Source organism: Peristeroidobacter soli, from assembly GCF_004138485.1.
In the GTDB taxonomy this organism is placed as follows: domain Bacteria; phylum Pseudomonadota; class Gammaproteobacteria; order Steroidobacterales; family Steroidobacteraceae; genus Steroidobacter; species Steroidobacter soli.
Window position 1 is genome coordinate 1103491 of sequence record NZ_RYEV01000005.1, and the last position, 20967, is coordinate 1124457.

A 20967-nucleotide genomic window follows, 5' to 3' on the forward strand; every position below is an offset into this window, starting at 1 on the left:
GGCGCGGCATGCGGTCTCATCATATGAAACATTGGTTGGGGTTGGTCACGGCGCTGAGCGGCGGCGTGGCGCTGAATGTTCCTGCGTTAGCTCAGGATGCCAGCGGCGAGTCGGGCTCGGCCGGTCGCGGTGTGGAGGAGGTGGTGGTCACGGCACGCAACCGCTCGGAGCGGTTGCAGGAGGTGCCGATTCCCATCTCGGTCGTGAGTGGCGCCACGCTCGATCGCGATCGCACCTTCACTGTCGCTGAGTTGAGCCAGCGTGCGCCCGGCCTGACTGCAACCACGCCGAATGCGCGCCGCTCCGGCATTTCGATTCGCGGCATCGGCAAAACCAGCGGCAACGACAACATGGAGCCGGCGGTCGGCGTGATCGTCGACGATGTCTTCCTGGGTCACGTCGGCATGACCTATCAGGACTTCACCGATCTGGAGCGTGTCGAGATCCTGCGCGGTCCGCAAGGTACGCTGCTCGGCAAGAACACCTCGCTGGGCGCGATCAAATACACCAGTCGTGCGCCGTCGTTCAGCCCGGAGGCCAGGCTGGAGCTCGAAGGCGGTCTGGGCACCGAGTCGTACAAGGCGCGCGGCTCGTACTCCAACGCGCTCATCGAGAATCTGCTGGCGTTGCGTGCGTCCGCCTTCTTCGACAATCAGGAAGGCGATATCGAGAACGTCGCCAACGGCGGGCATTGGCACGAGCGCAATCGCTACGGCGGTCGGGTGCAGTTCCTGCTTCAGCCGAGCGAAGCGCTGTCGGTGAAGCTGAATCTCGACGGTGCGTTCACGGACGAGAACAGCAACACCAAACCGTTCATGGTCGATCCCGCGACGCTGAACGACGGCTCGGTGCGTGCGACGACGTACAGCACGCGGCTCGCCCGCGATTATTTCGGCGGGTACACGCCGATCGTCGGCTCGTGGGACCAGATCGAGCTGGACATGGCGCGGCCGTTGGTCACGGACAACTACGGCGCGTCCGCGGTCGTGACCTGGGACGCAGGCCCCGTGGAGCTCACGTCGATCACGGCCGTGCGCTGGTTTCACTTCGACGCCAAGAACGATCAGGAGCAGACCCGCTTTCCCATCGCTCGCAGCGGTACGCTGGTCGACACGCGTCAGATCTCGCAGGAGTTGCGGCTCAGCGGCGACATCAATGATCGCGTCGATTATCAAACCGGTATTTATTTGTTCAACATCGATACGGATACGACCAGTCGCAATACGTACGGCGCGGATGCCGGCGCGTTCTACGCGAGCGACTCGCAGTACCGAACGCTGAACACAGTCGCGGGCCGGCAGCAGCTACAAGCGTCGCTGCGCGATGTTTATTCGATCACCAATCAGAAGCCGGTGTCGGACAGCGCCGCGGTGTTCGGCCAGGTGAACTGGCATCTGACCGATCGCGCCAGCCTGACGCTGGGCTTGCGTCAGACCTGGGAATACAAGACCAACGAGGTCTATCGACGCACGACGCTGCTGAATGGCTCGGCGCTGGTCTCGACCGGCAATGCCACGGCCGATGCGATTCGCTCGGCCCAGACCGGCGCGGACTACGGCGTGATCGATGGCCAGCGCATCAAGGACGACGCCATTGCCTGGCTGATCAATCCGAGCTTCCAGCTGAGCGATGACGTGCTGGTCTATGCATCCGCCAGTGCCGGCGAGAAGTCCGGCGCGGTCGCCTTCGACAACAATGGCGGGATCGCCAACGTCGCGCCGGAGGAATCGTTGAACTTCGAGGCCGGCGTGAAGAGCCGGCTGTTCGACCATCTGCTGACGTTGAATGTGAACGTCTACTACACGCGTGTGCGCGATTATCAGAACGTCACGAGTGAGCCGGATCCGACCTCACCGACGGGCTTCAGCTCGCGCCTGGGGAACATTCCGGAGATCCGCGCGGTCGGCACGGAGTTCGATGCCGCTGTTCGCGTCAGCGAGAACCTGCAGATCACGGCGGGCGGCGCATACAACGAGGCTGAATATACCGATTGGTCGACGGCCACGTGCCCGCGATCGTTCCCATCGTCGCTGGCGGTCTGCAACAACACGGGGCGTCAGATCGTGGGTGCGCCTCGCTGGACCGGCATCGTTGGGTTCGACTACCAACTGCCACTGGCGTCGGGCTTCGGCGCGCATTTCTTCGGCAATCACATCTATCGCTCCAGGCACAACCTGGAACAGCTGCTGTCGCCCTATGGCGAGCAGTCCGGCTATTCGCTCACGGATCTGGGTGCGGGCATCACGCACGAGACGGATTCAGCGAGGTACGAGCTGAGCGTCGTTGCGAAGAACGCTTTCGACACCCAGTACACCACCAGCGTCAACGATTTCAGCAACAGCGCGCCGGTGGGCTACGACGGCATCGGTCCGCGTCGCTACGTCGGTGTGATCCTTCGCTCCAGCTTCTGATTCATCAGGGAAACACATGAAGACGATTCGTTCCTGGCCGCCGGCACGCCGATCGTGCTCATCAAGGATGACTTCAAAGGCACGCGGTCGATGCACGCGCGTTTGATTGCATGCGTGGAGCCTTGACTCGTAACGGCCGCGCGATCCTATGACCGCGCGGCCGGTTCGAGCCTCGGAGCTATGTCGTAATCAACATTTATTCCGACTCATTCCTTCGCCGGACGGCACTCCTGGTCGTCGTCATGACCATGGCCACGATCGTCCCAGCGATAATCGTACTTGTCCTTAGCCTTGCCTCGACCCTTGCCGTCGTTGTCGCAATCGAGCAGCGGCGCGGTGTGCAGCACGATGAACTCGTTGTTGTCCGGCACGCCGAACTCACGGCCGGCCGAGCCCGGATAGTTGTTGTCGTTGATCACCAGCAGCCGATTGTTGTCCAGGATCAGCACGTCTTCGATGGTGGTGAACGGGAAGGTGAACACGTTCTTGGCCTTGCCGTCGGCGGCCACGTCACGCGGATCGTAGATGTTCATCAGGTCGGCCACTTCCTGCTTGATCAACAAGCCGTTGGCGTCGCTGCGCTTCAGGTCGATCTTGTAGATCTTCTTGAAGCGGGCCGGGCTGGTGAAGCGCGGATCGCTGGCATCGCCCTGACCGCTGTCGCGCTCGATGACCAGGAACTGCGTGTCGGTCAGCGCGGTCATGTCGCCGATGGCGTTGCTGGCGCTTTCCATGGGATAGGCAAACGTCTTGCCGGTGTACTTGCGATCCTTGAGGCTGAACTCGTTGATCAGCAGACGCGTGCGTTCCGAGTCGCCGGAGACGGCCTTCTCGAGCAGCGGATACAGCTTGGTCTTGCTGGCGTTCAGCGCCATGCCTTCGAAGCCGCCGGAGTCGGCGAGATTCGCGGGCAGGGTGCGCACCGGGTTGCTCACCGCCTGGATCAACGGGTTCACGTCGGTGCCGCCGATCGTGCCGGGCAGCTTGCGGAAGTTCGGCAGCGGAATCGGCGCTTCGAGCACGCGACCCTTGGCGTCGGTGTGAATCAGATAGGGGCCGAATTCATCGCCGAACCACAGCGTGCCATCCGGCGCGCGACGGAACGATTCGATGTCGAAGTCCGAGCCGGTCAGCATACGATTCGCCTTGATGGACGCATCGACCGGGATCGCGGCACCGCCGCCCACGGGCGCGCTCGGATACACCGTGCCGTCGGCGACGATGGCGAACGGCACCTTGTTCCACGGGTCGCTCAGCGTGATGTAGCTGTCGGAGGTGAACGCATCGAGGTTGTCGCCCGTGAAACGATTCACCGGCGTGACCGTGCCTGCCTCGAAATCCGGGCGCACCGTGTAGACACGCAGCAGCGCGTCGTTGGAGTTGGCCTTGTTACCGAAGCCGTTGTCCGCCATCACCATATAAGTGCCGTCGTGCGGACCGGGCAGCACGGCCGAGAAGCCCTGCACGGGCTGCTTGTTGATGAAGGGCGTGGCGACGCCGTTGCCGCCGGTGGCGAACTGACCCGACGTTGGGCCGGTGGAGAAACTGGCGCTGGGCAGAACCGCACGCTCGAGCAGTTCGGCGGCTTGTACGGTGGAGGCTGCGATGCCCATGGCGATCAGCGCCATGGCGGAACGCAGAGGGTGGTTCAGACTCTTCATGTTTTATCGACTCCGGTGCGCTCACGCGCCGACCTCGACGCGTTCCAAGTAGCGGCCGCGACATAATCGTGGGGTGATATGTCTGTTCGATGACCGGAATGAGACGGTTCATCGGTTGCGCGTGGCGGCGCTGAATTCCCATCGAAGCGCGCCGTTGACGGGTAACAGCGACAGACAGTCGAAGTTACACGCCGGTCACGATCACGGTGCAACGGTCACGGCGGTCACTATTCGACCGGCTTTCGGTCGTCACCCGGTTAGAAAGCGATCACATAAGGTTGCATGCAATTCAAATAACGACACGGCATTTCGCCGCGGCCACCGGCGTCGCTAGATTGCGCCGCCCGTAGGTTTCCGAAGGAAGAATTGCCATCATGCGTCGCGTCCCTGCTGCGGCCTTTGTTTCTTTGTTGAGCATCAACTCGATTGCGACAGTGTACGCACAGGATGTGGACGCCAACGGAACCGGTGCGGATACCGGCGTGATCGATAGTGTCGTCGTGCTCGGCACGGCGCGTGAGAACACCACGGCCTTGACCAGCACCGCGCCGGTCGACGTCATCACGCCCGAACAGCTGCGTGAGACCGGTGCGGTCACCGTCAATCAGGCGCTCTCGAAGTTGCATCCGTCGTTCAACTTCCCGCAGGGTCAGAACGCTGTGAAGGGGCAGGGCGTGCGCTCGGCGTCGCTGCGTGGCGTGGGGCCTGCGTACACGCTGGTGCTGGTCAACGGCAAGCGTCGTCATCTCTCGGCTCAGCTCTCTGGCACCGATCCGTGGCCGGCGGCGCAGGTCGTCGACATCAACACCATTCCGGTGAATGCGATCGAGCGCGTTGAAGTCCTGCGTGACGGCGCCGCTGCTCAGTACGGCTCGGATGCGATCGCGGGCGTCATCAACATCGTGCTCCGTAAAGACTCGTCCGGCGGTTCAGTCGGCGGACGCTATGGCGGTTACAGCGATGGCGGCGGCGAGACGCGGCAGTACTTAGGTAATGCGGCTACGGCGCTGGGTGAGGATGGCTTCATCAACGTCAGCATCGATCGTTTGAAGAACGACAACGTCGATCGCAGCGAGGCCGACTGGCGCCAGCTGTTCCCGAACGGCGATTCGCGCAACCAGACGTTCAATAAACAGTACGGTCAATGGGGCCAGTCCACCCGCGACAACTGGACCGCGTTGATCAATGCCGAGATCGGCTTGAGCGACAGCGTGCGGGCTTACGGCTGGGCCAACTATGCCGACAAGTCGGCGCTGAACTACGTCAATCCCGAGCGCATCGTCAAAGCCAATACTCGTGTCGCGTCCGCGACGGATCCGACTCGCGTGTCCGAGACCGCGGTCATTCCGGTGTATCCGAATGGCTATCAGCCCTTCATGACTTACGACGCCGAGGACATCGCTGCGGTCGCCGGTGTGCGCTATGAGGGTGCATCGCTCGGCGATCTCGACTTCGCAGTGTCCTTCGGTCAGAACGAGACCGGACGCACCACCGAAAGCACCATCAATCCGAGCTACGGCCCGGACAGCCCGACCCGGTTCTATCTCGGTTCGTGGAAGAGTCGCACCACCAGCGTGACGTTGGATTACACCAAGGACCTGGACATTCCGGGTCTGCAGTCGACGGTGCTCTCCTCCGGTGCGTTGTATCGACACGAATACTGGGGTACGGCGGACCTGGGCGATGCGCTCGGCTACACCAGTGGTCCGCTCGCGGGCCGCACGATTGCTTCGCTGTATCGTCCGGGCGGCATCTACAACCAGTACGCGTCGCTGTTTCCGGGCGTGAACTTCGCCGCCGATACGTCGGTGGTGGGCGCGACGGGTTCCTCGACCTCGGGCATCAACCCGATCGATGCGGGCTCGGTGACGCGCAATGTGTATGGCGGCTACGCCGGCCTCGACTTCACCGTGTTCGACAAGCTGGATCTCGGCTTGACCGCGCGTTTCGAGGATTACTCCGACTTCGGCAGCACGACCAACTATCGACTGACCGGTCGTTACGAGTTCATTCCGGCGGTGGCCTTGCGTGGCACGTTGAGCTCGGGCTTCCATGCGCCGAGCCTCGCGCAGCTGGGCCAGCAGTCGACCGGCTACACCAGCACCTTTACCAACAACGGCCAGAGCATTCTGACCCCGGGCCGCACGCGTCTGTTCCGTTCGAACGATGCTCAGGCCGCGGGCTTCGGCGCCAGGCCGCTCGATCCGGAAGAGTCGACGACGATCTCGCTGGGGCTGGTGCTGCGTCCGACCAGCAGCAGCTCGGTGACCATCGATGCATATCAGCTGGATGTGGATGATGTCATCACGATCACGGACACGATTCAGGGCGCGACGGTGACGTCCGCGTTCAACGCGATCGGGTTGGCCGGGTACACCCAGGCGACCTACTACTTGAACGCCTGGGATACGCGCACTCGCGGCGTCGATCTCGTCGGCCGTCAGCAATTCAACATTCTCTCCGGCACGCTCGAGCTGACCGCGGCGGCAAGCTTCCTCGATACCGAGGTGGAAAGCGTGAACCGGTCGGTGAACGTGGGCGGCGCGAACATCGTCGTGATCGGTAACTCGCGCATTCGCGATGCCGAGACCGGTGTGCCGAAGAGCAAGTACATCCTCAATGGCCGTTACAGCCAGGGCCCCTGGTCGCTGGAAGTGACCGGCACGTACTACGACAGCTACACCTACAACGTCGGCGACACACCGGGCCTCGCCACGCCGAACGGCAACATCGATCAGGAGTTCTCACCTGAAACGTACGTGGATCTGGGCTTCGACTACGAGCTGCTGCAAGGCCTGCACTTGAACCTGCTGGTGCAGAACGTGTTCAACAAGTACCCGGAGAAGTACGTCAACGGCAATCGGTCGAGTGGCATCAACCCGTACTCGTTCATCGCGCCCAACGGCGCCTCCGGCCGTTTCGTCCAGGGTGGCGTGACCTTCTCGTTCTGATCGGAAGCAGCAACATGAGCAAAGCCATCGTCAGCAAAACATTCCTGTCCGTGCTCACCACCGGTGTGCTGCTAGCGGGATCGAGCCAGGTCGCCGCGCATCACGCGTTCGCCGCCGAGTTCGACGCCGACAAGCCGCTCGACCTGACAGGCAAGGTGACCAAGATCAAATGGGTCAACCCGCACAGCTGGTTGTACTTCGATGTGACCGACGCGAAGGGCGCCGTGACCAATTGGGGCGTGGAGTTCGGCGCGCCGAATCAGCTGGCGAAGATCGGCTTGAAAAAGACCGATGTCGCGCCGGGCACCGAAGTTCACATTCGCGGCTACAGGGCCAAGAACGGCGGCCCGTACGGCTATTCGGTAATCGTCACGTTGCCCGATGGCCGGAAGTTCCAGACGGGCGGGGCGCAGGACGCGCCGACTGCCCAGACCGCCGGCCTGGCTCAGTGAGGACAATGATGCGTTCACTGATGACAGCCCGGGTCGCGGCGGTATTGGTCGGTGGGATGCTGGCCGTCTCGCTGGCCACCGCCGCACCGAAGATTCCGCGACTGAAGAGCGGCAAGCCGGATTTTTCCGGCATCTGGGAAACCACCAGTGCCGCGGAGTATGACCTGGAGCCGCATTCCGGCCGCGCCGACGCGCCCCCGAGCGCCGGCGTGATCGATGGCAAGACCATTCCGTATTTGCCCGCGGCGCTCGAGCAAAAGAAGAAAAACTTCGCTGCCCGGAGCACCGAAGATCCGCGCCTGAAGTGCTGGACGCTCGGCACGCCGCGCGGCATCTACTATCGCGAGCCGTTCCAGATCTTCCAGCGCGATCGGGATCTGACACTGCTGTTCCAGTTCGGTCATTCGGTACGCACCATACATACGAATGGCACGTTGCATCCGGAGGTCACGGATAACGAGTTCTATCTCGGCGATTCGCGGGGTCGCTGGGAAGGCGACACGCTGGTCGTCGACGTAACCGATTTCAATACCGAAACCTGGCTGGATCGGGCCGGCAATTTCCATGGCCCCAAGCTGCACGTGGTGGAGCGCTGGAAGTTCCTCGATGAAAACACTCTCGAGTATCGGGCGACGCTCGAAGACCCCGAGGTGTTCTCACGCCCCTGGACGTTGCGCGTGCACCTGAACCGGCATCGCGAGAAAGATTTCCAGCTCATCGAGAACTACTGCTTCACGCTGGGCTACGACAAGTTCTACCCGGTGCCGCAACAGGGCACGCACGAATGATGGCGCACAGAATGAAGACCCGATGGTTGGTGACGGTCGCGACGGTGGCGGCGGTGCTCGCCGGGACGCAGGCTCACGGGCAACAGCCGCCACCGGGCGCGGGCATTCAACGTGAGAAGAGCGTGCCCAAGCTCGAGTCCGGCAAGTGGACGGGCAAGCGACTGGCCGACGGCCAGCCGGATGTGGAAGGGCATTGGTCGAACACCATCGCCAATCACAACAACTGGACCGATCCGCAGGGGGGCGTGCCGGGCGATCCCAATCCCCGGGCCACGCCGAAGACGCAGCGTTCGGAGCGTGCGCCGAGTCGGGTCAGTGATCCGCCGGACGGCGAGTTGCCGTTTCAGCCCTGGGCGCGAGCGGTCCAGCAGGAATATCTGCAGTACTTCCACAACCCGACCAAGGAGCAGTACGTCGAGCCGCTCGCCCGTTGCGCGCCAGCCGGTGTGCCAAAGTCATTCACGTGGCATGGCTATGAGATCCGGCAGTTCCCGGGCTACGTGGTGTTCCTGTTCAACTCCGGTACGCGCGTCGTTCATCTGGATGGCAAGCCGCACCTGCCGGAGAACATCAAGCTGTGGAACGCCGACTCTCGCGGCCGCTGGGAAGGCAACACGTTGATCGTCGATGTCACCAACAACAACGCCAAGGCGCGCCTGGCTCGCACTGGTGAGTTCTTCAGTGAGAACGCGCGCATCGAAGAGCGTTACATCTTCAACAGCGATGGCACTCGATATAACTACGTCGCAACCATCACCGATCCGACCGTGTTCACGCGTCCGTGGACCGCGACCATTCCGGCCCGGCGCTTCACGCTCGAAGACGAGCCGGATGGCTGGCACTACGAGGTGGCACTGGCGAATCAACCCGCCGGCAAGCCGCCGCTGATCGAGCGCTATGAGCGCATCTGCGTCGAGAACAACGGGCCGTTCGGTAACGTTGCCGTGCTCGGCGCCAAGTAGGACCTGTTAACACTCATTGGATGGGCTGCGACGAGCTATTGCGGTTCAGGGCTAGGCGCGACGACCGCCGTGTACTCTCCGTACATAAGGGAGGAGCAACGACGGCCTGAACCGCAATAGCTCGTCCCATCAAATGTATTTATTCATTAAATGGGTTGCGCCTCGAATCGCCAGCAGCTGCGTTACAAAGCTTGCCCATATCGACATATGGGCTGCGCTTTGCGCCTTGCTGCAGGCGATTGGAGGCGCAACGCAGCCCATCCAATGAGTGTTAACAGGCCCTAAGGAAAGGCTCATGTCTACGTTATATGCATTGGCGGAGCAGATCGAGGCGTCGGCGATCGGCGTGGCCATCGCCGAGTCGCGCTATGCCTATCCCATCATCGAGGGCATTCATCTGATCGGCCTGTCGGTCTCGGTGGGACTGATCTTTCTCACCGATTTGCGGCTGATGAATCTGTTCCTGAAGAAGGTACCGGTGATCGACGTGCTGCGTCACCTGCGGCCGTATGTGGTTGGCGGTTTCATCGCCGTGTTTCTCTCCGGTGGGCTGCTGTTCTGGTCGGCGGCGGCGCGCATGCTCGACAGTCCGGCGTTCGTCGCGAAGATGATCTTCATGTTCTTCGCGGGGCTCAACGCGCTGTATTTCGAATTGGTGATCGCGCAGCGAGCGCCCGTTCAGGAGAGCCATCCGGTGCTGCCCACGAGCGTCACGGTGGCGGGCGTTGCTTCGTTTGGTCTGTGGACCCTGGTCGTGGTGTGCGGCCGGTTGATTCCTTATTTGCCGACCTGGGGCTGACGCGATGACGACGACAGACATTCTCAACTGGCTGCAGGACAGCGCGCTGGCCCATACCATCAGCAAGACCGATCACCTGGTCGGTGCGGGGCTGCAGATCGTTCATGTCATGGGGCTGGTGGCGTTGCTCGCGTCGCTGGTGCTGATCGGCCTGCATCTTGCGGGCCTGGCGTTCAAACATCAGCCCACCACGGACATCGCCAGGGAGGCGACGAAGCTGGTGTGGCTCGGCCTTGCGCTCACGGCGCTCAGCGGCACCTTGATGTTCATCGCCACGCCGAAGCTGTATTTCTACAATCCGGCGTTCCGCTTGAAAATGATTCTGTTCTTCGTGGCCGTGATCGTGCAGCTGGCGTTGTTTCGCAAGACCGCGTCTCAGAAAACGCCGACACCGGCGTTTGCCCGCGCCAGCGTGGGGATCTCGCTGGCCGCCTGGTTCAGCGTCGCGATGGCGGGGCGGATGATCGGCTTCATTTAGAGAATGGGCAGCTCGAAGAAGAACGTCGAGCCCTTGCCCAGCTCGGTTTCGAAGCCGAGCACGCCGCCGTGATGCTGGATGATCGCGCGGCTGATGTTCAGGCCGAGCCCCGAGCCGCCTTTGCGATTGGTCGCGGTCCAGTTGGCCTGCGCGAATTTCTCGAAGATGTGCGGGCGGAACTCTTCGGGAATGCCGTCGCCACGGTCGGTGATACCCACGCGGATGGCCTCGTTGGTGCGGCTGACGTGCACATCGATCGTGCCGCCCGCCGGCGAATGTTTCACGGCGTTCGAGATCAGATTCGCCAGTACTTGCATCAGCCGGTCGGCGTCGGCATGTAAGAATGCCCGGGGCAGGTCGGAGTGCACCTCGATCTTGACCTGGTATTGATCCGCGTACGGTCGAAGTTCGACCGCGGCTTGCGTGACCAGCTGATTCAGGTCTACATCGGTGCGTCGATAGGCAAAGGCGCCGGATTCGAGCTTGTCGATATCCAGAATGTCGTTCACCAGACGATGCAGTCGATCGGCGTTGCGATCGGCGAGTGCCGTCAGCGCCTGAGCTTTTGGCGGCAGCTCACCCGCGGCGCCGGCTGCGAGGATTCCCAACGCGCCGCGCAGTGCCGTCACGGGCGTGCGCAGCTCATGACTCACCATCGTCAGGAACTCGGCTTTGCCGCGCTCGATGTTCTTGCGTTCGGTGATGTCCTGGATTTGTGAAATGAAATAGAGCGGTTTTTGCCGGTCCCACACCAGCGACACGCTCAAGTGCGCCCACACCGCATGGCCGGTGCGATGCAGGTAGCGCTTTTCCAACTGATACGTACGAATCTCCCGGGTCAGCATTCGTCGCACCAGGAGCAGATCCGACTCCAGATCTTCGGGATGCGTGATGGCTTGGAACGTGGTGCGCCTCAGCTCATCGGCCGGGTAGCCGAGCATGTCGCACAGAGACTGGTTCACTCTCAGCCATTCGCCTTCGGGGGAGACCAGCGCGATGCCGATGGGCGCGTTTTCATACGCCTCGCGAAACAATGCCTCGCTGCGAGTCAGTGCTTGCATCGCTCCACGCAACGCCGCCGACGTGCGCCGTTCTTCCATCAGTGCCATCACCTGACGCGACAGGGCGAGCAGCGCCTCCTTTTGCCCGGGCTCCAGGTGTCGTGGTTCGCGATCGATCACGCAAAGAGTACCCAGTGCATGACCATCTGCCGATACGAGCGGCGCGCCCGCGTAAAAGCGAACGTGCGGGTCGCCTGTGACAAAGGGATTGGCGGAAAAACGCTCGTCGGTACGTGCGTCGACGACCGTGAGCACTTTATCCGGCTCCACGATGGCATGCGCGCAGAACGCCAGCTCGCGCGGCGTCTCGGTCCCATCGAGGCCCACTTTGGATTTGAACCACTGCCGGTCCTCGTTGATCAGCGTGATCAGCGCCATGGGCGTGCCGCAGATCCGCGAGGCGAGCAGTGTAATGTCGTCGTAGCGCAATTCCTGCCCGCTATCCATGATGTCGTAGGACTGCAAGGCCAGCAGTCGCGACGACTCGTTCAGCGGTATGGGAACGCGGGAACTTTCAGAAGACATACCAACTCTTCGGCCGAGGCAGCCGTGCCATGAGGATCCGGGCCAGCGCGCATTGCTGAACTGAGAGGCCGTTCACCTCAAGTCAGGGATTGCCGAAACGCCCCGGAATGCCTCGCAGTGATCCGAGTCACGCTGCCTGTGAGCCAGAAGTTACACGCTGTGTTTTCGGGCTCAGGCCGGCGCCACGTCGAATTGATAGGACGTGTTTTGCGCCGATGGGCGCGTCGCGAAGCTTTTGCGGAAGGCCTCGAGCTTCGAGTACGGCTCGATCGGCAGGGTCTGGCGGAAGTGCAGGTGCTCGATCATGCAAAACAGCGAGACCTCGAACAGGCTCAGCCGTCGAGCCTCGGGTAGCGCGGTGAGCGCCTCGGGCAGGTGAGCATCGAGCCAGGTGAGCGCGCCCTCGAACCCCGTGCGTGCCTTCTCGAAGTAGAGATTGTCCGCCGGCAGCCTCGCCACCAGGGTGCCGAACACGATCTGCACCTGCGCGGTCATGCAATGCCAGACCAGTTCCTGCGCATTCCTCGACACAGCCGTTCGCAACTGCTCGGGCCACACGATGGCGGTGGATTCATGCGCGTGATCCGCCAGTGCGCGGCAAATATTCTCAGTGCCGAACACAACGTCGGCGCCGACGCGCAGGATGGGCAGCTTCAGAGCGGGGTTGTCGGCGTAGATGGCCGGGTTTTGTGCCGTCATGTCGTAAATGGGAAGGATGTCGTACGACACGCCGAGCTCTTCGGCGAAGATGCGTGCGATGCGGGTGAAATGCGAGCTGCGTCGCCCGACGATTTGCAATGAGGTCATGTGAGTTCCGTGATCGACTTCAACAACAACGTAACCGTACGGCGCTCGCGATAGAAGAATCAATTGCCGCGGCGGACTTATGCTGGGCAGGATGCCCGAATGCCGGGGGCGCAGGGACGCGCAGGACCGGCCCGCACAGTCCGACCACCGATTACGGTGATGTCTTATACGTCCGCGGGTGGCCCACCCTCAGGACATTCAGGGATTCGCCGCGCTTTATCCGACACCGTTCCCGGCCGATACGGTCCGTGGAGCCGAAGGACTAAGTGATGGACCAGGATCAAAAACTTTCGATGAGCGAGCTGCGAGTGGATGGCGAACTGACCATCTACCGTGCCACCGAGGTCGCGCAGACCTTGTTCGACGCCGTGCGTGCACAGACAGGCGACGTGGGCCTGGATATGTCGGACGTGACGGAGTTCGACACCGCCGGCCTGCAACTCGTGCTGATGGCCCGGCGCATCGTGGAGGCCAACGGGCATCGCCTCGATGTCGTGCAGCCCAGCGAGTGCGTGGCCGAGGTGCTCGAGCTGTGCAACGTCGCCCTCAATAACAACGAAGTGCAGGCAGCATCATGACCGACGCAGCATTACCTACTTTCATCGCGGAAAGTCGCGAGCTGCTGCGCGAGATGGAAGCCGCCTTGCTCGAATGCGAGCAGGGTGAGAGCGGCGCCGAAGCCGTCAACTCCATTTTCCGCGCGGCCCACACGATCAAGGGCTCGTCCGGCCTGTTCGGCCTGGACGGCATCGTTGCCTTCACTCACGTGGTCGAAAGCGTGCTGGATCGCGTACGCGCCAACAGCTTGCAGATGGATCGTACGCTGGCGGCCATCCTGCTCGAATGTCGCGACCATATCGAACATCTGGTGGACGCGGTTGCCGACGGCAAGCCCGACGACGTGCAGCTCGCCACCAAAGGCGAGAGCCTGCTACAGAAACTCAGCGCCCGCGCCGGCGGCCCCGCTACCACACACGCTACTGCCACTGCGTCTGCCTCTGCTTCGGCCTCTGCTCCCGTTGCGCCGGCCGCAGGCTGGCAGATTACGGTGCAGTTTCATACTGAGGTCCTGCGCAATGGCATGGACCCGCTGTCATTCATTCGTTATTTGAGCACGCTCGGCGAGATCGTCGAGCTGACGTTGCTCACCGAGCGTCTGCCGGCCGCGGAAGAGTTCGACGCCGAAGCTTGCTATCTCGGCTTCGAGATCGAGCTGGCGAGCAGTGAAACTCAGCAGCGCATCGAGGGCGCGTTCGAGTTCGTGCGCGACGATTGCACTTTGCAGGTGCGTCCGAAGGCGCCGGTGGCCAGCGAATCGGTAGCCGAGAAGCGTGAGGCTTCCGATGCCAAGGAGACCAAGGCCGCCAAGAACAGCGACCGTTCGCTGCGTGTCGATGGCGACAAGCTCGACGCGCTCATCGATCTGATCGGCGAGCTCGTGACGGCCGGTGCCACCACGACGATCACCGCCCGCAAGGCGGGTTTGTCGGAATTGAATGAATCGACGCTGCGCCTGGCGCGGCTCGTCGAAGAAGTGCGCGATCAGGCCCTGAAGCTGCGCATGGTGCAGATCGGACCGACGTTCTCGCGCTTCCAGCGTATCGTGCGCGACGTGGCGCGCGAGATCGGCAAGGAAATCCGGCTCGAAATCGGCGGTGCCGAGACCGAGCTCGACAAGACCTTGATCGAGAGCATCACCGATCCGCTGACCCATCTGGTGCGTAACGCCATCGATCATGGCATCGAGACCGCCGAGGTTCGTCGTAACCGCGGCAAGAACGTCGAAGGCGTGGTGCGTCTGGACGCGTATCACGACTCCGGCTCGGTCGTCATCGAAGTGGCCGACGACGGCGGCGGCCTGAAGCGTGAGCGCATCATTGCCAAGGCAATGGAGCGCGGCCTGATCACCGACGGCAGCTCGCTGACCGACGGCGAAGCGTTCGCGCTGATCTTCGAGCCGGGCTTCTCGACGGCGGAGCAGGTGACCAACCTGTCCGGCCGCGGCGTCGGCATGGACGTGGTGAAGCGCAACGTCAATGCGCTGCGCGGCACGGTCGAGCTCGACAGCAAGGAAGGCCAGGGCACGACAGTGCGCATCCGCCTGCCGCTCACCCTCGCCATCATCGACGGCTTCCTGGTCGGCGTGGGCGGCTCGTCCTTCGTGATTCCGTTGGAGCTGGTCGAGGAGTGCGTCGAGCTGGGCGATGAACATCGCGCGGCCGACGGCGACCAGCGTTACATCAATCTGCGCGGGCAAGTGCTGCCGTTCGTCCGCCTGCGCGAAATGTTTTCTATTCGTTCGTCTGCATCGCGTCGGGAGAGCATCGTGGTGATCCGCTCCGGCGGCAAGCGCATCGGCATCGTGGTCGATGACTTGCTCGGAGAAATGCAGGCGGTGATCAAGCCCTTGTCGCGGCTGTTCAGCCGCATCCGGGGCATTGGTGGTTCGACGATTCTGGGAACGGGCCAGCTGGCCCTGATTTTGGATGTGCCCAGCCTGCTCGACTTGTGCCTGAACACGCGTCAGGTCCAGGTCGCGCCGCGCCGCGCGCTCACGGATTGATTGATATTGGAGTAGTCAATGTTCAGGAATTTGAAGATAGGAATCCGGCTCGGGCTGAGCTTCGCGCTCATCCTGATCCTGTTAGGGGCGGTGACCTACATCGGTATCGACGGCTTCAAGCTGATGAAAGTCAGCACCGACGACGTGGTCGAGAATCGGGTCCCCAAGATGGAGCTGGCGCTGGAGTTACAGAAGAATGCCGAGACCCTGGGCCTGGTCGCCCGCGATCAGTTGCTCGCCACCGACGCCAAGCAGCTCGACAAGGCCGTTCAGCAGATGCTGAGCGTACGCGAGCGCAACGCCAAGATCGTCGATGAATTGACCGCGACGGTCACGTCCGAGCGCGGCAAGGAAAAGCTGGCCGGCGTGGTGCGTGCCCGCCTCGAGTATGCGAAGGCGCAGGACGTGATGGTCGAGCTGTTGCAGGCGGGCAAGAGAGAGGAGGCAGTGCATTGGCTGCGTACCGATCAGCGCGAAGCGCGCGAAGCCATGACGGCAGCGACCGATGCGTATTTCGATCACGAGAAGGCGTCGGTGAACGAGGCCGGTCAGGCCGCGGAAGACACTTATCTCCAGGCGAGCAAGATGATGATGACCGGCGCGGCGATTGCGGCGCTGCTCGCGCTCATCGCAGGCGTGTGGGTGACGTTGTCGATCACGCGTCCCATCGGGCTTGCCGCCTCGGTGGCGAATCGCATGGCCGAGGGCGATCTGACCGCGCGCGTCACCGCGAATTCGCGTGACGAAGCCGGCATGCTGCTGCTGGCGATCAGCACGATGACTGAGCGGTTGTCGCAGGTCGTCGGCGAGGTGCGTCAGTCCTCGGATACGTTGAGCAGCGCCTCCGAAGAAATGTCGGCGACCGCGCAGTCGCTGTCGCAGGCCTCCACCGAGCAGGCCGCGAGCGTCGAGGAAACCTCGGCGTCGGTGGAGCAGATGACGGCGTCGATCGGTCAGAACACCGACAACGCCAAGATCACCGATCAGATGGCGAGCAAGGCCGCGACCGAAGCTTCCGAAGGCGGTCAGGCCGTGCGTCAGACGGTCGAGGCGATGAAGCAGATCGCGCAGAAGATCTCGATCATCGACGACATCGCTTATCAGACCAACCTGCTGGCGCTGAACGCGGCGATCGAAGCCGCTCGTGCCGGCGAACATGGCAAAGGCTTCGCGGTCGTCGCCGCCGAAGTTCGCAAGCTCGCCGAGCGTTCGCAAGTGGCCGCGCAGGAGATCGGTGAAGTCGCCGGCTCCTCGGTCGAGCTCGCTGAGCGCGCCGGCAAGTTGCTCGATGAGATGGTGCCCGCGATTCGCAAGACCTCCGAGCTCGTGCAGGAAATCACTGCGGCGAGCCAGGAACAGTCCTCAGGCGTGGGCCAGATCAACACCGCAATGACGCAGCTGTCACAGTTGACGCAACAGAATGCGTCGTCGAGTGAAGAACTGGCCGCGACTGCCGAAGAGATGAGTAGCCAGGCGCAGCAACTGCAGGCCGCCATCTCCTTCTTCAAGGTCGAGGGTGTGAGCTCGGGTGCTGCGTCCAGGCCGGCGGCCAAGCCGGCGACGCGCGTGAATCGCGTGCCGTCGAGCTGGGCGCCGAAGTCGCCGGTGGAGATGCCCGTAGCCGCGGTCGCGATGGCGGCGCATGCCCACGGCGGCAACGGCAAAGCGAATGGCAACGGCCATGACCATAGCGTGACGATGGATCAGTTCGTGCGCTTCTAGGAGCAGACGATGACAAACAATACTGCCGCCAAGGCGGACGACGCCGAGCGCCGGCACGACCAGAACCAGTATCTGACGTTCGTGCTCGGGCGCGAGACGTTCGCGCTCGGGATTCTGTCGATCAAGGAGATTCTGGAGTACTCGGCGCCCACCGAGATTCCGATGATGCCGGCGTTCATTCGCGGCGTCGTCAATCTGCGCGGTGCCGCCGTGCCGGTGGTCGATCTGTGCGCGCGCTTCGGCCGCCCGAGCGCGGCCGTCACCAAGAAGACCTGCGTGGTGATCATCGAGACCCGGGTCGAAGACGAAAGCCACGTCATCGGCGTGGTGGTCGATGCGGTCAACGAAGTGCTGGAGATTCCCGATAGCGAGATCGAGCCGGCGCCGAGCTTCGGCGCCTCGATCCGCGCCGACTTCATTCAGGGCATGGGCAAGGTGCGGGGCAAGTTCGTGATCATCCTCGACGTCGACCGCGTGCTGTGCGTCGAGGAGATGGAGATGCTGACCCACGCCGCCGCCTCGGGCGAAGTCGTGCAGCCGGCCGCATAGGACCGAAACAGTGCAAAACGTTGTGAAATTGTTTACTCGCGGCCGAGCTGCGGCGCCGGCGCAGACCGAAGTGCATGCTGCCGACGCCGTCTGTATCCAGGCCCTGCCGATCTGGACCAAACAGGTCGAGACGGCGCGGGTGCAGAGCGAAGAGGCCATCATCGCGCTCAGCGGGCGCTTTGCCAGCATCGTCAACCGGCTCGATCTGGCGCTCGATGCGTCTCAGCACAACTCCGGCGGCGCCGATCTGTCGCGGGCCCTGGACGAGGGCCGGCAGGAGCTGGCGCAAGTGATGAGTGCGTTGAACGAGATTCACAAGAGCCGCTCGACGCTGGCCGAACAGATCCGCGCGCTGGCCGCGCACAGCAGTGAGCTGGCGAAGATGGCGAGCGAAGTCGAACAGATCGCGTTTCAGACCAACATGCTCGCGCTCAACGCGGCCATCGAAGCGGCGCACGTGGGCGAGGCCGGTCGCGGCTTTGCCGTCGTGGCTCACGAGGTTCGCAACCTCGCCACCGCCTCGCGCGAGACCGGCAAGGGCATCACGCAGAAGATCGCGCTGGTCAATCAGTCGCTCGAGGAAATCATCACGACCAACGAGACCGTGTCGGCGCGCGAAGGCGAAGCGCTGCACGACTCGGGCAATCGGATTCAGGGCGTGCTCGGCAAGTTCGGCGACATGAGCGAAGGCCTGGCGCGTTCCGCCGAAGATCTGCGTCGCGAAAGCGGGGTCATCAAAGGCGAGATCGAGGATTCGCTGGTGCAGCTGCAGTTCCAGGACCGCGTCGGCCAGATCATGGCCCAGGTGGTCGGCAGCATGCAAGACCTCGATGAGCGGGCGGGCGCGGTGGCACGCGGTGAACAGCTGCAGATCGACACTGCCGCCTACATGGCGCAGATGGTCAGCACGTACACCACCGAAGAACAGCGCAGAAATCATCAAGTCACGGCGGGCAGCGTTCCCGCACCGACCCTCAAGGTACAGGGCGGGTCGGACGTCGAATTCTTTTGAACGGAGTGAATGGCAATGGCTAAGCGAATTCTGATCGTCGACGACTCCGCCTCGGTGCGGCAGGTGTCGAACATCGCGCTGACCCGCGCGGGCTACGAAGTCATCGAGGCCACCGACGGCCAGGATGGGCTCACCAAGCTCGCGGGCAAGATCAACCTGATCATCAGCGACGTGAACATGCCGCGCATGGACGGCATCACGTTCCTGAAGGCCGTCAAGGCCCATCCGAATTACAAGTTCACGCCGGTGATCATGCTGACCACCGAAGCCGGCGAGGACAAGAAGAATGAAGGCCGCGCGGCGGGTGCCAAAGCGTGGATCGTCAAACCGTTTCAACCTCAGACCATGCTGGACGCGGTCGCCAAGCTCTGCCTGGCCTGAAGCGCGTCCCGCAAGAACAATAATTGGAGATTGCAATGCTTTCGAATATGCGGATCGGCCCTCGATTGATCGCGGCTTTCATGATGCTGGTGTTGATCAGCATCGTCATCGGCATGGTCGGCCTGTACGGCGCCGGCAAGATCGACGACAAGGCCGAGCAGATGTACACCAAGGAACTGATGGGTCTGTCGCACATCAAGGAAGCCAACATCAAACTGATCGCCATCGGTCGGGCGCGCTCCAACTTCCTGCTCGCGACCAGCGAGGCCGAGCGCGACAAACACCTGCAATCCATCAAGACCAACTCCACCGATGCGCTCAAGGCAATGGAGGAGGCGCAGCCGCTGTTCGTCTCCGACCGCGCCAAGCAGCTGTTCTCGGACATCGGCAAGACCTGGGCGGAATACGACGCTGAAATGCAGCGCGCGCTCACGCTGGCCGCGAAGCAGCCGCTGCAGTCGCGCAGTGAAGATCTGGTGCGCTCGCTCGATACGGTGCGTCAGCACGCCGATCAGCTCGACGCCATGATGAGTGAGCTGACCGAGCAGAAGGAAACGCGCGCGGCCGAAGCGCTCGTGGAGACCGGCGCCGTCTACTCGGTGAGCCGCAACTGGATCCTCGTGACGCTCGCAGCCGGCGTGATCATCGGCATCGTGCTCGCGCTCGTCATCAGCCGCGGCGTGACGCGTCCGCTCGGTATCGCCGTACAGGCGGCCAATCGCCTGGCGAAGGGTGACTTCTCGGTCGCCATCGAATCGGAGTCCAAGGACGAAGTCGGCGACATGCTCCGTGCCATGCGTGACATGGTGACCGCCGCCGGCGGCAGCATCGATGAAGTGTCGAAGGTGATGCGCGCCATCTCCGAGGGCGACCTGACCAAGACCATCGACAAGAATTACGAAGGCGTGTTCAACGAGATGAAGGAATACGCCAACAGCACCGTGCTGAAGCTCTCGATGATCATCGGTGAGATCAACACCGCGACCGATGCCATGTCGAGCGCGTCCCAGCAGGTGAGCACGACCGCGCAGTCGTTGTCGCAGGCTGCGAGCGAACAGGCCGCGGGTGTCGAGGAGACCAGCGCGTCCATCGAACAGATGACGGCGTCGATCTCCCAGAACACCGAGAACGCCAAGGTCACCGACAGCATGGCCCGCAAGTCCGCGGGTGAGGCGAGCGAGGGTGGCGAGGCGGTGAAGGCCACGGTCTCGGCGATGAAACAGATCGCGCAGAAGATCAGCATCATCGACGACATCGCGTATCAGACGAACCTGCTCGCGCTCAACGCGGCGATCGAAGCGGCTCGCGCCGGTGAGCACGGCAAGGGCTTCGCGGTGGTGGCGGCTGAAGTGCGCAAGCTCGCCGAGCGCAGCCAGGTGGCGGCTCAGGAGATCGGCACGGTCGCGATCAACAGCGTCGAGCTGGCCGAGCGCGCCGGCAAGCTGCTCGATGAAATCGTTCCGAGCATCACCAAGACCTCGGATCTGGTGCAGGAGATCTCGGCCGCTTCGCAGGAGCAGGCGTCGGGCGTCAATCAGATCAACTCCGCGATGACTCAGTTGAGCCAGACGACTCAGCAGAACGCGTCCTCCTCCGAAGAGCTGGCGGCGACCGCCGAAGAAATGAGCGGTCAGGCTGAGCAGCTGTTGCAGACCGTGGCGTTCTTCCGCGTTCAGGGCGGGGTGTTCAGTTCCGGCGCCAAGCCGGCGCGTGGGAAAGCGCCGACCGAGAAAGCCACGATCAAGAAAGGCGCGCCGGCGGTCGTTGGTAACCTGGCGCTGGCCGCCGGCGACCCGGACCTCGGCAGCTTCGCCAAGTTCTGATTGAAACGTTTTCAGCTCACAG

General features: G+C 62.7%; 17 protein-coding genes. 14 read left to right on the forward strand and 3 right to left on the reverse strand.

Annotated features, from left to right (window positions below; translation table 11 throughout):
* Window positions 1-8: 8 nt before the first annotated feature.
* Window positions 9-2411: a TonB-dependent receptor gene (locus EKO19_RS26070; protein WP_129780025.1), complete on the forward strand. Its 2403-nt coding sequence runs from the start codon at window positions 9-11 to the stop codon at window positions 2409-2411.
* 206 nt (window positions 2412-2617) lie between these two features.
* Here the strand turns inward: EKO19_RS26070 and EKO19_RS26075 are convergent, their stop codons facing one another.
* On the reverse strand, window positions 2618-4072 hold the full coding sequence (locus tag EKO19_RS26075; protein WP_129780027.1) for an esterase-like activity of phytase family protein: 1455 nt from the start codon (window positions 4070-4072) through the stop codon (window positions 2618-2620).
* Window positions 4073-4446: 374 nt separating this feature from the next.
* On the opposite strand from EKO19_RS26075, the gene EKO19_RS26080 reads away from it, so the two are divergent.
* From EKO19_RS26080 to EKO19_RS26105, 6 genes are all read left to right on the forward strand, one after another.
* Window positions 4447-7023: a TonB-dependent receptor plug domain-containing protein gene (locus tag EKO19_RS26080; RefSeq protein ID WP_129780029.1), complete on the forward strand. Its 2577-nt coding sequence runs from the start codon at window positions 4447-4449 to the stop codon at window positions 7021-7023.
* A 14-nt stretch (window positions 7024-7037) separates the two neighbouring features.
* Window positions 7038-7475 carry a DUF6152 family protein gene (locus EKO19_RS26085; protein WP_129780031.1) on the forward strand — a complete coding sequence of 146 codons (438 nt, stop codon included), beginning with the start codon at window positions 7038-7040 and terminating at the stop codon, window positions 7473-7475.
* Window positions 7476-7480: 5 nt separating this feature from the next.
* Window positions 7481-8263 (forward strand): hypothetical protein, encoded by a 783-nt coding sequence (locus tag EKO19_RS26090; protein ID WP_217705590.1) that lies wholly within the window; start codon window positions 7481-7483, stop codon window positions 8261-8263.
* A gap of 11 nt (window positions 8264-8274) precedes the next feature.
* The gene (locus EKO19_RS26095; protein WP_175597193.1) at window positions 8275-9225 is read left to right on the forward strand and encodes a biotin/lipoyl attachment domain-containing protein; all 951 of its coding nucleotides are present in this window, start codon (window positions 8275-8277) and stop codon (window positions 9223-9225) included.
* Between the two features lie 295 nt (window positions 9226-9520).
* Window positions 9521-10024 carry a DUF6644 family protein gene (locus EKO19_RS26100; RefSeq protein ID WP_129780033.1) on the forward strand — a complete coding sequence of 168 codons (504 nt, stop codon included), beginning with the start codon at window positions 9521-9523 and terminating at the stop codon, window positions 10022-10024.
* 4 nt (window positions 10025-10028) lie between these two features.
* The gene (locus EKO19_RS26105) at window positions 10029-10502 is read left to right on the forward strand and encodes a DUF6644 family protein (protein WP_129780035.1); all 474 of its coding nucleotides are present in this window, start codon (window positions 10029-10031) and stop codon (window positions 10500-10502) included.
* On the opposite strand, the gene EKO19_RS26110 is transcribed toward EKO19_RS26105, so the two are convergent.
* On the reverse strand, window positions 10499-12088 hold the full coding sequence (locus EKO19_RS26110) for a GAF domain-containing sensor histidine kinase (RefSeq protein ID WP_129780037.1): 1590 nt from the start codon (window positions 12086-12088) through the stop codon (window positions 10499-10501). The genes EKO19_RS26105 and EKO19_RS26110 overlap by 4 nt on opposite strands.
* Before the next feature lie 171 nt (window positions 12089-12259).
* Window positions 12260-12895: a glutathione S-transferase family protein gene (locus EKO19_RS26115; protein ID WP_129780039.1), complete on the reverse strand. Its 636-nt coding sequence runs from the start codon at window positions 12893-12895 to the stop codon at window positions 12260-12262.
* A gap of 269 nt (window positions 12896-13164) precedes the next feature.
* On the opposite strand from EKO19_RS26115, the gene EKO19_RS26120 reads away from it, so the two are divergent.
* From EKO19_RS26120 to EKO19_RS26150, 7 genes are read left to right on the forward strand one after another with little or no spacing between them, the layout of a single operon-like run.
* Window positions 13165-13473 carry an STAS domain-containing protein gene (locus tag EKO19_RS26120; RefSeq protein ID WP_129780041.1) on the forward strand — a complete coding sequence of 103 codons (309 nt, stop codon included), beginning with the start codon at window positions 13165-13167 and terminating at the stop codon, window positions 13471-13473.
* Window positions 13470-15458: a chemotaxis protein CheA gene (locus tag EKO19_RS26125; protein WP_217705591.1), complete on the forward strand. Its 1989-nt coding sequence runs from the start codon at window positions 13470-13472 to the stop codon at window positions 15456-15458. Before EKO19_RS26120 ends, EKO19_RS26125 begins: the two co-directional genes overlap by 4 nt.
* Before the next feature lie 18 nt (window positions 15459-15476).
* A complete protein-coding gene (locus EKO19_RS26130; protein WP_129780045.1) occupies window positions 15477-17180 on the forward strand; it encodes a methyl-accepting chemotaxis protein in 1704 nt (567 codons plus the stop codon).
* A 9-nt stretch (window positions 17181-17189) separates the two neighbouring features.
* Window positions 17190-17729, forward strand: a complete 540-nt coding sequence (locus EKO19_RS26135) for a chemotaxis protein CheW (RefSeq protein WP_129780047.1) — start codon at window positions 17190-17192, stop codon at window positions 17727-17729.
* Between the two features lie 10 nt (window positions 17730-17739).
* On the forward strand, window positions 17740-18741 hold the full coding sequence (locus tag EKO19_RS26140) for a methyl-accepting chemotaxis protein (protein WP_129780049.1): 1002 nt from the start codon (window positions 17740-17742) through the stop codon (window positions 18739-18741).
* A gap of 15 nt (window positions 18742-18756) precedes the next feature.
* Window positions 18757-19122, forward strand: coding sequence for a response regulator (locus EKO19_RS26145; RefSeq protein ID WP_129780051.1), 366 nt, complete (start codon window positions 18757-18759; stop codon window positions 19120-19122).
* A 47-nt stretch (window positions 19123-19169) separates the two neighbouring features.
* Window positions 19170-20945, forward strand: a complete 1776-nt coding sequence (locus tag EKO19_RS26150) for a methyl-accepting chemotaxis protein (protein ID WP_456107273.1) — start codon at window positions 19170-19172, stop codon at window positions 20943-20945.
* Window positions 20946-20967 lie beyond the last annotated feature (22 nt).

Bases quoted from the DNA above. Each gene is read 5' to 3' on its own strand.
- EKO19_RS26090 (WP_217705590.1), top strand. From the start codon at position 7,481: ATGATGCGTTCACTGATGACAGCCCGGGTCGCGGCGGTATTGGTCGGT.
- EKO19_RS26125 (WP_217705591.1), top strand. From the start codon at position 13,470: ATGACCGACGCAGCATTACCTACTTTCATCGCGGAAAGTCGCGAGCTG.
- EKO19_RS26080 (WP_129780029.1), top strand. From the start codon at position 4,447: ATGCGTCGCGTCCCTGCTGCGGCCTTTGTTTCTTTGTTGAGCATCAAC.
- EKO19_RS26120 (WP_129780041.1), top strand. From the start codon at position 13,165: ATGGACCAGGATCAAAAACTTTCGATGAGCGAGCTGCGAGTGGATGGC.
- EKO19_RS26110 (WP_129780037.1), bottom strand. From the start codon at position 12,088: ATGTCTTCTGAAAGTTCCCGCGTTCCCATACCGCTGAACGAGTCGTCG.
- EKO19_RS26100 (WP_129780033.1), top strand. From the start codon at position 9,521: ATGTCTACGTTATATGCATTGGCGGAGCAGATCGAGGCGTCGGCGATC.
- EKO19_RS26075 (WP_129780027.1), bottom strand. From the start codon at position 4,072: ATGAAGAGTCTGAACCACCCTCTGCGTTCCGCCATGGCGCTGATCGCC.
- EKO19_RS26095 (WP_175597193.1), top strand. From the start codon at position 8,275: ATGAAGACCCGATGGTTGGTGACGGTCGCGACGGTGGCGGCGGTGCTC.
- EKO19_RS26105 (WP_129780035.1), top strand. From the start codon at position 10,029: ATGACGACGACAGACATTCTCAACTGGCTGCAGGACAGCGCGCTGGCC.
- EKO19_RS26150 (WP_456107273.1), top strand. From the start codon at position 19,170: ATGCGGATCGGCCCTCGATTGATCGCGGCTTTCATGATGCTGGTGTTG.
- EKO19_RS26085 (WP_129780031.1), top strand. From the start codon at position 7,038: ATGAGCAAAGCCATCGTCAGCAAAACATTCCTGTCCGTGCTCACCACC.
- EKO19_RS26145 (WP_129780051.1), top strand. From the start codon at position 18,757: ATGGCTAAGCGAATTCTGATCGTCGACGACTCCGCCTCGGTGCGGCAG.
- EKO19_RS26070 (WP_129780025.1), top strand. From the start codon at position 9: ATGCGGTCTCATCATATGAAACATTGGTTGGGGTTGGTCACGGCGCTG.
- EKO19_RS26135 (WP_129780047.1), top strand. From the start codon at position 17,190: ATGACAAACAATACTGCCGCCAAGGCGGACGACGCCGAGCGCCGGCAC.
- EKO19_RS26115 (WP_129780039.1), bottom strand. From the start codon at position 12,895: ATGACCTCATTGCAAATCGTCGGGCGACGCAGCTCGCATTTCACCCGC.
- EKO19_RS26130 (WP_129780045.1), top strand. From the start codon at position 15,477: ATGTTCAGGAATTTGAAGATAGGAATCCGGCTCGGGCTGAGCTTCGCG.